This window comes from Nocardia sp. NPDC059236 (assembly GCF_042754085.1).
Taxonomy (GTDB): domain Bacteria; phylum Actinomycetota; class Actinomycetes; order Mycobacteriales; family Mycobacteriaceae; genus Nocardia.
This window is the reverse complement of the sequence record NZ_JBHZAF010000003.1, coordinates 288,324-302,741: the sequence shown is the minus strand read 5'-3', so window position 1 is coordinate 302,741 and position 14,418 is coordinate 288,324. Positions and strand designations below refer to the sequence as shown.

The following is a 14,418-nucleotide window of genomic DNA, read 5'->3' as shown; positions in this document are numbered from 1 at the left end:
GCCATCGCCGCCGTTCCGGCGGCCCAGCCGGTAGTTTTCGTACCGCAGGGTGTCTTTCTCAGCGGGTAGGAAAGTGAGAGCGGGTATGACAACGGAACGTGCGCTGGTGATCGGCGGCGGCGGGGTGGCCGGGATCTCCTGGGCGACGGGCATTCTCGCCGGGCTGGCGGATGCGGGCGCCGACGTGACCGGGGCGGATCTGCTGCTCGGCACCTCCGCCGGATCCAATGTGGCCGCCCAGGTGGGCAGCGGGCTCGAACTCGCGGAACTGGTTCGGCGGCAGGTGGATCCGGCGGTACAGAGCCGCGAGATCGTGCCCTCGATGGAGAAGTTCGCCGGGCTCTGGGAGACGCTGGCCGCCATCATCGAGGAACTGCAGATGGATTCGGTCGAGCGCCGGCAGCGCATCGGCGCGCTCGCGCTGCAGGCGGAGTCGGTCCCGGAGCCGGAGCGGCGGGCCGTCATCGAGACCCGGCTACCGGTGCACGAATGGTCCGATCGGGATGTCCGGATCACCGCGGTGAACGCCGAGACGGGCGAGCTGCGGGTCTTCGACAAGGATTCCGGTGTCGCACTGGTCGACGCGGTGACCGCCAGCTCCGCGGTGCCCATGGTGTGGCCCTGCGCCACGGTCGACGGCGCGCGCTACACCGATGGCGGCGTCCGGACGTCGGTCAACGCCGATCTCGCCATCGGCTACGCCCGGGTGCTGGTGATCGCGTCCATGCCGGACGCGGAACTCGAGGCCCAGGTGGCGGGCCTGGTCGCGGCCGGCGCCCGGGTCGAGGTGATCGCCCCGGACGAGGCGGCCACCGCGGCCTTCGGCCTCAACCCGCTCGACACCGCCACCCGGGTACCGTCACTGGAAGCCGGTCGCGCGCAGGGCAAGGCGGACGCGGACCGCGTCCTGGCGCTCTGGCAGAACTGACGGACCGTCAGCTCACCGCCCCGGCCGCCAGCGCCGCGCGCCAGCCGCCGTATTCGCTGATGTCCTTGGCGGATTCGGCGGCCGCGCCGGTGCAGCCGAACCCGGTGTGCCAGGTGCCGTCGGCGAGTTCGACCGCGCCCAGCTGCATGGGGGCGGGCAGGGCCGCGAGGAAGCGGCCGAGGGCGGCGGGCGAGAGCAGCCAGCGTTCCCCGGCCACCGCGACACCGGATTCCATTGCGGGGACCCGGGTTACGGCCGGTTTGGGCGGCACCGTGTCCAGCGCGCCCAGGCGGTAGTGCGGAGCGGTCTCGACCGGGCCGCACCAGCGCGCGCCCAGGTCGGACAGCTGGTGTTCGAGGGGCTGGCCGCGCAGGTGCGCGCCGAAGACGACCAGATCGTGCGCGGCCGCGGCCATCACGGGCCAGCATGGCTCGCCCGGGTCGAGCGGGGCGCCGGTGACAAGGGCCGCGATATCGAGCGCGACAGCATCCTCGAAGGCGCGGGCCAGCACGGTCACGCCGAAATGCGGCTCATCCGTGGGGATTGCGACCGCGCAGAGGTCGAAGAGATTGCAGAAGTTGGTGTAGGTGCCGAGCCGGGCATTCACGGCAATGGGATCGGCGGCGACCTCGGCAATGGTCGGGTGGGCCGGTGCGGTCGGGGTCAGCAGCGCGTCCGCCCCCGCGAGGCTCGCCATGGCGGTCGCGCGCAGGCGTTCGAGCGCGGCCAGATCGGTGACCAGTCGATGCGCGGGTAGCTGGCGGGCGGCACGGATGATGGATCCGACCGTGGGATCAGCCGATTCGGGGTGCGCGTCGAGAAATTCGCCCACCGCCGCATAGCGTTCGGCGACCAGCGCGCCGTCGTACAGCAGTCGGGCGGCGGCCAGGAAAGGCTCCGGATCGACTTCCATGATGGTCGCGCCCCGATCGCGCAGTGTCGCGACCGTCCGCTCGAAGGCGCTGTGCCACTGCGGATCCAGCTCCGGCAGCGTGCTGAACACCGCGATCACCGGCTGCGGCGGCGCGGCCAGCCGGGCGTCGGCGGGCCACGGCCGGCCCGGCGCACCCGCGGCCATGACGCCCATGGCCCGACTTGCCAGGCGCAGATCGGCGGCGAAGATCGTCACACAGTCATAGGAGCGGCAGGCGGGGACGACGCCCTCGGTGGAGATCACGCCGACGGTGGGCTTGATACCGGCCAGGCCGTGGAACGCGGCCGGAACGCGCCCGGACCCGGCCGTGTCGGTGCCGATGGCGATATCCGCCTCCCCGGTCGCGACCGCGACCGCCGACCCGGAACTCGAACCGCCCGAGACATATCCGGGTCGCAGCGCGTTCTCGACGACGCCGTAGGGCGAGCGGGTGCCGACCAATCCGGTGGCGAACTGATCGAGATTGGTCTTGCCGACCACCACCGCACCGGCCGCGCGCAGCGCGGCGACCGCGCGCGCGTCCCGATCCGGCGTATACGCGAAGTCGGGACAGGCGGCGGTCGTCGGCAGGCCCGCGACATCCACACTGTCCTTGACGGCGAGGCGCAGTCCGGCCAGAGCGCCTGCGGCGGTCGCGATTTCGGCGTCCACCTCGGCGTCCGGGCGGTGGTGGATCCACACGGTCATGGGGTCTCCTAGATCTGGGATGGGGCGAACAGGCCGAGGCGCTCAGGGTGTTTCAGCGAGTTCGCCCGCCTCGCGCCAGGAATTGCGTTCGGCGGCGAAGGCGTCGGCCTGCCGGGCACGGAACTCGTCGATGGATGCGGCATTGTCCGACAGGAACTTCCGGTAGTCGACGAGACGGAACTCACCGTCCTCGGCCGGCAACTCGCCGCGGCCCGCCGCGGTGTCGGCGCGCAGGTCGAGCAGCTCCTCGGCGCTCACCGGATACCAGCTGATGCGGTCGAAATACCGCAGCAGCCACGGGTCTTCGCCGACACCGCTGGAGCGGTGGTTCCACACCTGGGTGGTGCGCCCGACGAACTGGTAGCCGCCGGGACCCTCCATGCCGTAGATACAGAGGTAGGCGCCGCCGATGCCGACCGCGTTCTCCGGCGTCCAGGTACGGGCCGGGTTGTATTTGGTGGTGACCAGCCGATGCCGCGGATCGGTCGGCGTGGCCACCGGCGCGCCCAGGTACACGTCGCCCAGACCGAGGACCAGGTATTCGGCCGCGAACACGGTGTCGAAAACCTCGTCCATGGAGGCCAATCCGTTCATTCGGCGGATGAACTCGATATTCCATGGGCACCACGGGGCATCCGCGCGCACGCCGTGCATATAGCGGGTGATGGCCTCGCGGGTGGATGGGTCGTCCCATGACAGCGGCAGCCGCACGGTGCGGCTGGGGACCACCAGCTCGTCGGCGGGCGGCAGCTCGGCCTCCACCTCGGAGAGCAGGCCCAGCAGGGTACGGGTGGGCAGCCGGCCGGGATCATGGCGCACCTGCAGCGATCGCACGCCCGGGGTGAGTTCGGTGATCCCCGGTTCGGACCGTTCCAGCAGCGCCTGGTGCAGGGCGTGCACGCGGGCGCGCAGCTCCAGATCCAGTGTCATGTCCCCGTATTCGACGAGCAGGCCGTCATTGCCCGCGCGCCGATAGGTGACCGCGGTGTCCGCGCCGTCGCGGCGGGCCAGGACGCCGTCGTCACCGTCGCCGCCCGTGGACAGCACGACCGGCCAGGCGGCCCGGCGCTCGGCCCCGAGCTCGCGCAGCGAGGCCGCGTGGTCGGAGCGGACCGGGACGAAGCGCACGCGGTCGCCCGGCGTGAGCTGACCCAGCTTCCAGCGCTCGGCCGCCACCACGGTGACCGGGCAGACGAAGCCGCCCAGGCTGGGGCCGTCGGGGCCGAGCAGGATCGGGGTGTCGCCCGTGAAGTCCAGCGCGCCAACGGAATACGCGTTGTCGTGGATGTTGGACGGGTGCAGTCCCGCCTCGCCGCCGTCCCGCCGCGCCCACTGGGGTTTCGGGCCGATGAGCCGCACCCCGGTCCGATCGGAGTTGAAGTGCACCTCGTAGTCGGTGCCGATGATGGTGTCGAAATCGCTGCGGGTGAAGAACTCCGGTGCGCCGTGCGGTCCCTCGGTGACCGCCAGCTCCCAGCGCCGGGTCAGCACGGGCTGATCGTCGCCGGTCACCCCGGCCGTCACCCGCCCGGGCGCCCCGAGCGCGAACTCATCGCCCGCCGCCAGCGCCCGGCCGGTACCGCCGCCGAACTTGCCGAGGGTGAAAGTCGCACGGCTGCCCAGGTATTCGGGCACCTCGATACCGCCGGCCACCAGCAGGTAGCACCGCATTCCCGGCCCGCGCACCATGCCGATGTCCAGCACGCCGCCCGCCGGCACCAGCACACTGCGCCACTGTCGCACCGCGCGGCCGTTCACGCTCACGGGCACCGGCGCACCGGTGACGCACACCCAGGTGGCGGCGTCGAAGCGCAGGGCCGGTCCGCCCAGGGTGCACTCCAGCCCGGCCGCGCCCTCCGGATTGCCGAGTGCTCGATTGCCCAGCCGGAAAGACAGGTCGTCCATCGGGCCGGACGGCGGCACCCCGACATGCCAGTAGCCCACCCGGCCCGGCCAATCCTGCACGGTCGTCTGCATGCCCGGCCGGATCACCTGGAATGTCGCGGCCGGGGACGAGTGCTCGGGTGCGGTCAGGTCCGGCAGCACGGCGGTCATCGGGTCACCACCATGCGCACCGGGGTGGGGTCGAAGCCATTGCAGGGGTTGTTGATCTGCGGGCAGTTGGAGACCAGCACCAGGGTGTCGTTCTCGGCGCGCAGCGTGATCTTCTTGCCCGGCCCCGAGAGCCCGTCCACGATGCCGAGCGTGCCGTCCGCCTCGACGGGAACGTTCATGAACCAGTTGATGTTCGAGACCAGATCACGCTTGCCCAGCCCCCACTTCAGACCCTCGGCCAGGAAGTTCTCCACACAGGCGTGCTGGTGGCGGGTGTGGTGGCCGTAGCGCAGGGTGTTGGACTCCTGCGAGCACGCCCCGGCCACGGTGTCGTGATTGCCGACCTCGTCGGCGACCACCGTCATGAGCGGGGTGCCCGCTTCGGTCAGCAGGACGCTGCCGGTGGTCAGGAAGATATTGCGCTGGGCCGTGATCGTCGCCTGCGCGCTGTACCGGTCGGGGTGATCGGCGGCGTTGTAGAGCAGGCAGTCCACCGCCTGATTGCCGTGCAGATCGATGATGTCCAGCTGGTCTCCCGCGCGCACCACGGCCGACCAGGGGGCGCGGGCGGGGACGGTCTCGTCGAGTACGACGGTGCGGGCGGTGGTGATCATGCGCGGGCCTCCAGAGTGCGTGCGTGCCAGTCCTGTTCGGTGTTCTCCACCGCGCGCAGGTATTCCGGGTCGGTACCGTGGGCGAGCGCGAGCTCTTCCGGGGCGGACCACGCCACGAGGTCGAGCTCGGTCGGGGGAGTGGGGTCGAGCGGGTGTTCGGCATTGGCGACCAGCAGGGTCACCGGCAGCTGCACGAGCAGGTCGACCGCCGCGCCCGCCGCCGCGCCGCCGGTGATCGTCAGCGCGCCATCGGATTCCACGCGCACGCCCCGGAAGAACGACACCGTCGGGCCGATATCCCGCGGCTCGAGCCCCTGCTTGACCCCGGCCAGCCGCAGGCCCTGGCGCGCAGCGGGCGACGGACCGCACAGGGTGTCGTGACGGCCGGAGGAGTCCGCGATCACCGTGGCCAGCACCCGCCCCTGATCGGAGAGCAGCGGGTGGCCGACGCCCAGATACGCCTGCCACGGCACCTTCACCGTGTCGGCGACATTCAGCCGTTCCCAAGGCGATTCGGCTCGCAGCAGCAGCAGATGCGCACACGCCGCGCCGGACGGATCCGACAGCCGCACCCGGGTACCACGCGCGAGCGCCATATTCGCGTATCCACCCGCCGGAATCCGCTGGGCGAACGTGATTTTCGCGATGTCGACGTCCGCGGGGAGCTCTGGCCCGACGCGTTCGGCGGCGGCCGCCTGGGAGCGAGCATGATCCCGCGCGTCGGTGGTGTTGGCTGTGCTCATTGCTACTCCGTTTCTCGGGAATAGCCGGAGGCCCGGCCGGCGGTGCAGGCGTTGGCCGGACTCCGGCGATATCATCGGAATGTCCTGTGGATCAGGCGATTTGGGGAATGCGATCGGTGACTACGCCGCGCGCGGGGGTCACCATCCGGTGCACCACCGCGCCGACCGCCACCGTGAGCAGCACGAACAGCGGTGCGGCCCAGAGCATCCACCAGCTGCCGCCGGTCGGGGTGTAGACCGCGGCCCGCGGCCAGGCCAGGTTCACCGCCATGGCGATGCCCCAGATCACCGCGAGCGCATTGATCGCAATGCCATAGCGGCCCAGCGCGAACAGCTTCGTGCCGGCGGCGTTGCCGGCGATATCGGCGGGCCAGCCCTTGATCCGGCGCACCAGTAGCGGCACCGTGACCAGTAGGTACGCGAGGTAGAGCATGACGATGCAGACACTGGCCAGCGTCGCGAAGATGGCCCCATTGCCCAGGTTCACCACCAGCAGGCCGATACCCAGCACTCCGATCACCACGGCGGGCCACACCGGAGTGCCGAAGCGCGGATGCACCGTCGACAGCGGCTTGGCGAACGGCAGCCGCCCGTCGCGGGCCATCGAGAACAGCAGGCGCGAACCGGCCGTCTGAATCGCCAGGGTGCACACCGTGATCGCGCACGCCACGCAGGCCAGCACCACCTTGCCGGGAACGCTGGTCAGCTTGGCCTCGATCACGTACGCCAGCCCGCCACTGGCCAGCGAGCCGTCGGACAGGCTCGGTGCGGCCATGAGCGCGCCCAGCAGGATGAGCCCGCCGCCCAGCGCGGACACGGCCAGCGCCGACAGAATGGTGCGCGGCGCGACGTGCCGCGGATTCCGGGTCTCCTCGGAAAGCTCACCGGCGGAATCGAATCCGACCATGACGTAGGCGGCCATCAATCCGGAGGCCAGGAAGGCGGCCCAGTACGGCCCGGCCGCGGCCTGATCGGTGTGCGTGACCACGCCCGGCCCGCGGTCGGTGTGGGTGAAGAACACCGCGATCACCGCGATCACACCGATGATCTCGATGGTCACCCCGAGCGAGTTGATGCGCGCCATCCAGTCGATGCCCACCACATTGATGAGGGTGGTGATCACCAGCAGCACGCTGCCCAGCAGCACCGCGTTCGACGCCCCGTCTCGGGAGGTGAGATCGCTGTTCGTGCCGATGAGCTGGAATCCGGTCCAGATGGTCGGCAGCACGACCTGCAGCGCGATCGCGGCCGCCGCGGCGGTGACGATCTGGGCGATGATCATCATCCAGCCCGCGAACCAGCCGACGACCTCCCCGGCCAGCCGGCGCGACCACTGATAGATGCAGCCCGAGATCGGGTAGCGGGCGGCCAGTTCCGCGAAGTTCAGCGCCACCAGGAACTGGCCCGCGAACACGATCGGCCAGGTCCAGAAGAAGGCCGCGCCCCCGAAGGAGTAGCCGAAGCCGAAGAACTGGAAGATCGTGGTCAGGATGGAGACGAAGGAGAATCCGGCCGCGAAGGAGGCGTAGCGGCCGAGCTTGCGGTGCAGCACCGGCTGATAGCCGAAGCGCGCCAGATCGGCGCTGTCCGAGCTGGTTTCGGCGCTGGTCGTGCTGGTCTCGGCGGTGACCGGCGGGGGCTGGGGAATGATGGCGTCGGCGGAGGCAACCATGGTGGTGAGTCTTTCGCGAGGCGAATATCTATCGCTTGAAAGTTTTCCGGTCGCGATCGCGGCTCACGTGACGCCGCTGTATCGGTCGGATGGCCCGCCGTAACTTCTGCATTGCCGGTATTTCTGTCAAATGACAGGAACCTCACTGTGCAGGTCGGCCGTGCGGGTAGGCGGGCCGACTATGCGCGTAGGCAGGCCGATGGTGCGGGTAGGACAGAATGGCAGGGTGACCCAACTCGGACCCGGCCGTCCTCGACTCGAACCGCGCCGGCGCGCAGGCCAGACGCCGCGCGCCGAAATCCTCGACGCCGCCGCCGAGTTGTTCACCAGTCACGGTTACGGCAATACCTCCACCCGCGCGGTCGCCGACGCCGTCGGCATCCGGCAGGCCTCGCTGTACCACCACTTCGCCGCCAAGGACGACATTCTCGACGCCCTGCTCGCCGAAACGGTCACCACGCCACTGGAATTGGCGGGCGTGCTGGCCGGGCGGACCGAGCCCGCGGCCGTGCGGTTGTACGCGCTGGCCTGGTACGACGTCAGCCAGCTCTGTGCCAGCCGCTGGAATCTCGGCGCGCTGTACCTGCTGCCGGAACTACGCAGCGAACGCTTCGCCCGCTTCCGGGAACGCCGCGACGAGCTGCGCGGCCACTACGAGACGCTGTCCGCCGCCGTGATCGCCGAGGCCGGGTCCGTCATCGCCGCGGCCGGCGCGGGCGCGGTGGCCGGGGCCGAACTGCTGCCGTTCCGGCTGGTGGAGTCGGTCATCAATATGCGCTCCGACGAGGGCGCGGCGCCGGAGTACGCCGAGCAGCTCATTCCCGACGCCATCCTGCGGCTGCTCTGCTGGCCCGGTTCGCTGGCCGAAACCAGGTTCGCCGCACTGGAATTGGCGCGGCGACTCGCTCCGGAGTGATCCGCGTCAGGACTTGCCCTTCGAGGTGCCCCACTTGAGGCCCCAGCCGTAGGCCTGATCCACCGCCAGCTTGCCCCAGAACCGGCGGCCCTCCGGCGGGCGCACGAACCGGCCCTCGCGCCGCACCACCAGCTCGCCGTGCACGTTCTCGATCAGCGCCAGCACCATCTCGCGCGAATCATCCTGGCAGCCACCGACTTCCATCTCGATCGGCGGCGTATTGCGGGGGAACAGGGTCGCGGTGGCGTGCACGCCACGGAAGTCCTGCGCGCCCTCGTAGAGCGAGGCGAATACCAGGATGCGGCGGAAATCCGCGATGTGATCGAGGTTGATGGACAGGTTCTCGCCGGTCGCGCTGCCGCCGGTGCGATCGTCGCGATCCAGCGCGATGAACGGCGGCTTGTGCAGATCGCCGAAGGTGTCCAGCGCGCTGACGCAGCCCCTCGACCCGTCGGCCAGCTCCCAGAACGCGCACAGATCCAGGTCGAGGCCGCCGTTCGCCCGCTTGCGCCCGAACAGACCGCCCGAACTCGGCACCGACCAGTTCAGGTTGACCCGCATGATCCCGCCGGTCGCGCCCTGCTTGGTCAGCGAGACCGCCGGAGCCTCCTTGGTCAGCGAGATCTTGCCCGTATTGGGCCGGGGCGCAGGCGTCGGCGGCGGCCCGAAATTGTGCTGCTGCTGCACCGGCACCGCCTGCGGGGGAGCGATCGGCGGCGGGGCGGCCGCGGGCTGGAGCGGGGTGACCGGGGGTGGGGGTGCGAGCGGTTGCGGGGGAGCGACGGGCTGCGGTGTATTCGGCTGCGGGGCAGGCGCTTCATCGACCGAGATGCCGAAATCGGTTGCCAGCCCGGCCAGTCCGGAGTCGTAGCCCTGACCGACCGCGCGGAACTTCCAGCCGCCGTCGCGGCGATACAGCTCGCCGAGCACGAAGGCGGTCTCCGCGGTGGCGTCGGTGCGGTCGAAGCGGGCCAGCTCCACGCCGCCCATATCCACCAAACGCACGTGCAGGCCCCGGAATTGGGCGAAGGTGCCGCCGTCGGCCGAGGCCGCGAGCACGATGGCGTCGATCTGCGGTTCCACCCGGCCCAGGTGCACCGACAGGGCGTCCACGATCACCGGTCCCGTCTGCTTGCCGTGGTGGCGGACCGCGCCCGAGGCGTGCAGCGGCTGGTTGTAGAAGACGAAATCGGCGTCCGAGCGCACCCGGCCGCTCGACAGCAGCAGTGCGGAGGCGTCGGCGTCGGGAACCCCGGGTCCCGACTGCCACCCCAGTTCGATCCGAATCTCGGACACCACCACCGGAACGTTGGAACCCTTCAGCATCGACACACGATTCAAGGTATCCGATTCGGACATCCGCCGTTCAGAGGTCACCTGTCGGCAAATATTCGGCTGCCCAGCCGCCTCGACATACACTGTTGAACGGACAATTGGCGCATAGGCGGCTAACGGATAATCGGACTCTTCGGACGGCTGTTCAGCGGCGGGAGCGACGAATGACGGAAACGCAGCTCGACCTGGGTCGCAACAAATGGATCACCCTCGGTGTCCTGGCGCTGGGACTGTCCATGGTGGTGCTGGACGGCACCATCGTCGCGGTCTCCCTGCCCGTCATCATCGACCAATTGCAGTTGAATTTCACTCAGGCGCAATGGATCAACAGCATCTACGCGGTCGTGCTGGCCGCGCTGCTGATCACCAGCGGCCGCCTCGGCGACCGGCTCGGACGGCGCAGGATGTTCGCCCTGGGCGTGGTGATCTTCGTAGTCGGCAGCGTGCTCTCCGCAGCGGCGCACAGCGCCTGGCCCCTGCTCCTGGGACGCACCGTGCAGGGCATCGGCGCGGCCGGTGTCCTGCCCGGCACGCTGGCCACCATGAACGCCCTCTTCCGGGGCCGTGACCGGGTGATCGCATTCGCGGTCTGGGGCTCGGTCATCTCCGGTGTCGCCGCCATCGGCCCGCTGCTGGGCGGCTGGCTCACCACCTACTTCACCTGGCCGTGGATCTTCCTGGTGAACCTGCCGCTGGGCGCGGTGGTGCTGATCGGGCTGGTGCGGTACGTCCCGGAGACCCGCATGGGCAAGGCCGCGCCGGGCCTGGACGTGGACGGATTCCTGCTCAGCGCAGCGGGTTTCGCGCTGCTGGTGTTCGCGCTCATCGAGGGTCAGACCTACGGCTGGGGGAAGCCGCTGCGGGAATTCCCGCTCGTCGGGTGGAACTGGCCGGCGAGCGCGCCGGTCTCGCTGATCCCGATCCTGCTGGTGCTCGGGGTGGTGGCGCTGTACCTGTTCATCCGCTGGGAGCAGCACCGCCGTCTGATCGGCCGCTCGGCGCTGCTGGATCCCGCGCTGTTCCGGATCCCCAGCTTCCGCTGGGGCAATATCACCGCGTTCCTGGTGGCGCTGGGCGAATTCGGCCTGCTGTTCGTGCTGCCGCTGTTCATGGTGAACGTGCTCGGGCTGTCCACCCTCGGCGCGGGCTATGTGCTGGCCGCCATGGCGGTCGGCGCGTTCCTGGCCGCGGGGCTCGCCGAGGGGCTGGTGCGCCGGTTCGGGCCGGTGCGAGTGGTGCAGCTGGGCCTCGTCTTCGAGGCCGTCGCCGTGGTGCTGACCGCGCTGTTCGTCACCCCGCACATTTCCGGCTGGTGGCTGGCGGTGCTGCTGATCGGGTACGGCATCGGGCTGGGGATGGCCTCGGCGCAGCTGACCGGGACCGTGCTCGCCGATGTGCCGCCGGAGCATTCGGGCCAGGGATCGGCCGCCCAGTCCACGGTGCGGCAGATCGGTTCGGCCTTCGGTACCGCGGTCATCGGTGCGCTGCTGTCGGCGGCGCTGGCCCACGATCTGCCCAAACGGCTCGCACACGTGCCCGATCTGCAGAAGCCGGCCGCCGACACCCTCGCCACCGCGACCCGGCAGTCGGCCGGTGGGGCCATCAGCGGGTTGCGGGACCACCACGGCGCCGCGGCCATCGTGGACGCGCTGAGCCGGGCCTTCACCGACTCCACCCGGACCGCGCTGCTGGCCGCGGCACTGTTCCTGCTCGTCGGCCTGGCCTCGGCCGCCCTCATCCCGAACCGGCCCTACCCGGCGGCGGACGAGGACGAGGATGCTCAGAGCAGCTGACCGTCGAGGCACATCCCGGACGAGCGGGTCGACGTCTTCGGTTGCACCACACCGGGGTCGAAGGTCCACTGCGAGACCGGGCCGGCCGACTTCCACAGCAGGCCGCCGCTGGTCGGGACCGCCTCGAAGACGTCCCCGACACCGGGGATGAGCTGATCGCCGACGCAGTAGTCGTCGTAATCGGTACCGGGCTGGCGTGCCCCCGCGCTGAAGCGCCCCGCCGGATTGGCATCCGCCCCGGGATTCGGCACGGTGCTCCCGCCTGCCGCGCCGCCCCGGTACCAGTGCGGGCCGGCCGCGTCGCTGCCGCAGGTGAAGGCCGAGCCGCCCGCCACCACCTGCGACCCCTGCGGGTGCGTGCCGCCCGCCCACAGGCAGTCGGCGCCGGAGTCGAAACGGGTGTCCGCCACGGTGCCGAAGCCGAGGCCACCCGCGGCCATGACGGCCGTCGCGAGCAGAGTAAGCGGTTTGATCACTGCAATCACCCTTGATTCGGTGCGATCCGGAATCCGGACCGGCACATCTCGGGGCGCGGATCCGGTTGGCGTAGTTGCCATTCAGAAATAGCGCGGGTGGTTACAGTGCGAGGGTCAGTCGATCAGGCCGAGCGCGTGCAGCCGCCGGAAGACCAGCAGTGACCCGGGGGCGACCGCGTTCATGGCGGCGTATTCGCCGAGGGTGAACCAGCGCAGTTCGGCGATCTCCCCGGAGGGGCGCGGCTCGTCGGTGAGCTCGCCGAGGAAGCAGGTCATGTGCAGGCGGGTGCCGGGCGCGTGCCCGTAGGCCTCCGCCTCGAACACGCCCAGTTCGCTGACGCCGGTGGCGGCCACCCCGAGTTCCTCGTGAATCTCCCTGTGCAGGGCCATCTCCGGGGTCTCACCCGGATCGATCTTGCCGCCCGCCATATAGAAGACGTCCTTGCCGGTGGACCGGGTCTGCAACATGCGACGATCCCGGATATGCGCCAGTGCCGCGGTGCGAATCACCCGTCCCACCCTAGCCAGCGGCGGTAGCGCGGGAGGCGCGGGCGCCCTTGTCGTCGGGCCGGTGTCAGCAGGCCACGGTCCGCAGCCGCGCCCGGTCGCCGGCCGCGACGGCGCGCACGGCCGCGGCGATGGCGACCACCGGCGGCACCCAGCGCGCCTCGTGGGGCATGACGCTCCACGCGGTCCCGCGGCCCGGCTGCGGCAGCGGGACCCGGTCACCGTCGGTGTGCACGATCGCCCCCGCGGCGCGCAGGCTCTCGATGGCCCGCGCGGCCTTGGCCACGCCGACGACCAGATGGATTTCCCGCCGCTGCGGACCCGGAACCTCGATGACCGGGCCGGAGAGGTTGTTGGCGCGCAGGTACCGGCGCACCCCGGCGGCGACGGACCCGGTGAGTTCGATGGCCGCGATCTGCTCGCCGGTGATCAAGTCGACGCCGTCGCCGGTCGTCTCGATCGTCCATCCATACTGGCGGAAGTCCTCCGCCACAACGCTCAACGCCACGATCATCACCCTCACACCTGCTGCTGTGCATCCGATCCGCCGTGGCTGTGAGGTTCCGTAGAGGACGCTGCGATCACCAGCCACACCAAGGATTCTCGGGCTGTGACCGGGGCGGATGCATCGTCCTGTGGTCGCCGGTCGCTCAGGGAGATCCCCTAGGTGTGCGGGCTCAGCGGGTGGGCGGGGCGATCTTCCAGTGCCGCTGTAGGGCATCGGCGATCTCCGGCAGGATGGTCACCGGAATCCGCCTGTGCCGCAACATGGTTCGAATCTCGTCGACCTGTTCACGCTTGCGCATGTCGTAGGCGCTGGCGATGGGCCGCTGCACCGGCGGGATGGACAGCAGCACCAGTTCCCGATGCGGCTCGTCGCCGCCGTTGAGATCCAGCGCGAGGGTCCAGCGGCCCTTCTCGTCCAGCGCGAACCGTCCGGCCACCACCCGATCCCACGCCACCGTCGAGGCACCCCACGGGGTCCGCCGCACGATCGCATCCTCGGTCAGCTCCACCCGGTCCCGCCCGAACAGCGCGACCATCAGCCCCACCGCGGCGGCCGCGCCGAAGAACAGCCCGGTGAACACTCGATTCAGCCCGAAAACCCCGACCGTGCCCGCACAGACGACGGCCACCACGAGTATCCCCGCGGCCACGTACCCGGCCATGCGCCGCCCCGGCACCACGCCCGCCCGCACCATCGTCATTCCGCCTCCCGAAACCGACTGCCGGTCACCGTACCCGCCGGTGCGCATCGCCGATGAATTCGACGCGGACGGATCGTCTTCATTCGCATGACGCAATCGACCTTCACCGCCGTCGTCAATATCGCGGTGCCCGTGACCGATCAGGACCGGACCAAGGCGCTGCTCGAGCGGCTCGGGCTGGCGACCCGCATGGACGCCGAACTGCAGCCGGGCTTCCGCTGGATAGAGATGTCGCTGCCCGGCGGGATGGCCTCCTTGGCGCTGGTGCGCGCGTCCGCGGAACTGCCCGCGGGCATCGACACCGGGATCCGGCTCGCGACCACGGATGCCCGTGCCGCCCATGCCACGCTCGCCGGCCTCGGCCTCACCGTCGGCGCGCTGCTGGACTGGGATTCCGCGCCGCTCATGTTCGCCTTCCGGGACCCCGACGACAACCGCTTCTACGTCATGCAGATGGACTCCTGAGGGGGTCGAAACCGGAGGATTCCCAGCCGATCTCGACATCGGCACCCTTGTCGACCTACCGTGCCTCTACCACCGCCTACCGGTG

General features: G+C 70.3%; 14 protein-coding genes. 4 read left to right on the top strand and 10 right to left on the bottom strand.

Features of this window, described 5'->3' with window-relative positions:
- The first annotated feature begins 85 nt into the window (after positions 1 to 85).
- Positions 86 to 928 carry a patatin-like phospholipase family protein gene (locus ACFXIV_RS10645; protein ID WP_379397246.1) on the top strand — a complete coding sequence of 281 codons (843 nt, stop codon included), beginning with the start codon at positions 86 to 88 and terminating at the stop codon, positions 926 to 928.
- A 7-nt stretch (positions 929 to 935) separates the two neighbouring features.
- On the opposite strand, the gene atzF is transcribed toward ACFXIV_RS10645, so the two are convergent.
- The 5 genes from atzF to ACFXIV_RS10620 form a co-directional block, all read right to left on the bottom strand.
- On the bottom strand, positions 936 to 2,549 hold the full coding sequence (atzF, locus tag ACFXIV_RS10640; protein ID WP_379397248.1) for an allophanate hydrolase: 1,614 nt from the start codon (positions 2,547 to 2,549) through the stop codon (positions 936 to 938).
- Positions 2,550 to 2,591: 42 nt separating this feature from the next.
- Complete coding sequence (locus ACFXIV_RS10635; RefSeq protein WP_379397726.1) at positions 2,592 to 4,526, bottom strand: 5-oxoprolinase/urea amidolyase family protein; 1,935 nt, start codon at positions 4,524 to 4,526, stop codon at positions 2,592 to 2,594.
- Between the two features lie 74 nt (positions 4,527 to 4,600).
- The gene (locus tag ACFXIV_RS10630) at positions 4,601 to 5,218 is read right to left on the bottom strand and encodes an urea amidolyase associated protein UAAP2 (RefSeq protein WP_379397250.1); all 618 of its coding nucleotides are present in this window, start codon (positions 5,216 to 5,218) and stop codon (positions 4,601 to 4,603) included.
- Positions 5,215 to 5,961, bottom strand: coding sequence for a DUF1989 domain-containing protein (locus tag ACFXIV_RS10625; protein WP_379397252.1), 747 nt, complete (start codon positions 5,959 to 5,961; stop codon positions 5,215 to 5,217). The genes ACFXIV_RS10630 and ACFXIV_RS10625 overlap by 4 nt, the downstream gene beginning before the upstream one ends.
- A 91-nt stretch (positions 5,962 to 6,052) precedes the next feature.
- Positions 6,053 to 7,633, bottom strand: a complete 1,581-nt coding sequence (locus ACFXIV_RS10620) for an amino acid permease (protein ID WP_379397254.1) — start codon at positions 7,631 to 7,633, stop codon at positions 6,053 to 6,055.
- 226 nt (positions 7,634 to 7,859) lie between these two features.
- Here ACFXIV_RS10620 and ACFXIV_RS10615 point away from each other — a divergent pair, with 226 nt between their 5' ends.
- On the top strand, positions 7,860 to 8,549 hold the full coding sequence (locus ACFXIV_RS10615) for a helix-turn-helix domain-containing protein (protein WP_379397256.1): 690 nt from the start codon (positions 7,860 to 7,862) through the stop codon (positions 8,547 to 8,549).
- A gap of 6 nt (positions 8,550 to 8,555) precedes the next feature.
- On the opposite strand, the gene ACFXIV_RS10610 is transcribed toward ACFXIV_RS10615, so the two are convergent.
- The gene (locus ACFXIV_RS10610) at positions 8,556 to 9,875 is read right to left on the bottom strand and encodes a TerD family protein (RefSeq protein ID WP_379397258.1); all 1,320 of its coding nucleotides are present in this window, start codon (positions 9,873 to 9,875) and stop codon (positions 8,556 to 8,558) included.
- A gap of 173 nt (positions 9,876 to 10,048) precedes the next feature.
- On the opposite strand from ACFXIV_RS10610, the gene ACFXIV_RS10605 reads away from it, so the two are divergent.
- Positions 10,049 to 11,677 carry an MFS transporter gene (locus ACFXIV_RS10605; protein ID WP_379397260.1) on the top strand — a complete coding sequence of 543 codons (1,629 nt, stop codon included), beginning with the start codon at positions 10,049 to 10,051 and terminating at the stop codon, positions 11,675 to 11,677.
- Here ACFXIV_RS10605 and ACFXIV_RS10600 read toward each other — a convergent pair.
- From ACFXIV_RS10600 to ACFXIV_RS10585, 4 genes are all read right to left on the bottom strand, one after another.
- Positions 11,665 to 12,153 carry a hypothetical protein gene (locus ACFXIV_RS10600; RefSeq protein ID WP_379397262.1) on the bottom strand — a complete coding sequence of 163 codons (489 nt, stop codon included), beginning with the start codon at positions 12,151 to 12,153 and terminating at the stop codon, positions 11,665 to 11,667. The genes ACFXIV_RS10605 and ACFXIV_RS10600 overlap by 13 nt on opposite strands.
- Before the next feature lie 114 nt (positions 12,154 to 12,267).
- A complete protein-coding gene (locus ACFXIV_RS10595) occupies positions 12,268 to 12,663 on the bottom strand; it encodes an NUDIX domain-containing protein (RefSeq protein ID WP_379397264.1) in 396 nt (131 codons plus the stop codon).
- A 64-nt stretch (positions 12,664 to 12,727) separates the two neighbouring features.
- On the bottom strand, positions 12,728 to 13,174 hold the full coding sequence (locus ACFXIV_RS10590) for a hypothetical protein (protein WP_379397265.1): 447 nt from the start codon (positions 13,172 to 13,174) through the stop codon (positions 12,728 to 12,730).
- 163 nt (positions 13,175 to 13,337) lie between these two features.
- Positions 13,338 to 13,868, bottom strand: coding sequence for a hypothetical protein (locus tag ACFXIV_RS10585; RefSeq protein WP_379397267.1), 531 nt, complete (start codon positions 13,866 to 13,868; stop codon positions 13,338 to 13,340).
- Positions 13,869 to 13,955: 87 nt separating this feature from the next.
- On the opposite strand from ACFXIV_RS10585, the gene ACFXIV_RS10580 reads away from it, so the two are divergent.
- A complete protein-coding gene (locus ACFXIV_RS10580) occupies positions 13,956 to 14,333 on the top strand; it encodes a glyoxalase (RefSeq protein ID WP_379397269.1) in 378 nt (125 codons plus the stop codon).
- Positions 14,334 to 14,418 lie beyond the last annotated feature (85 nt).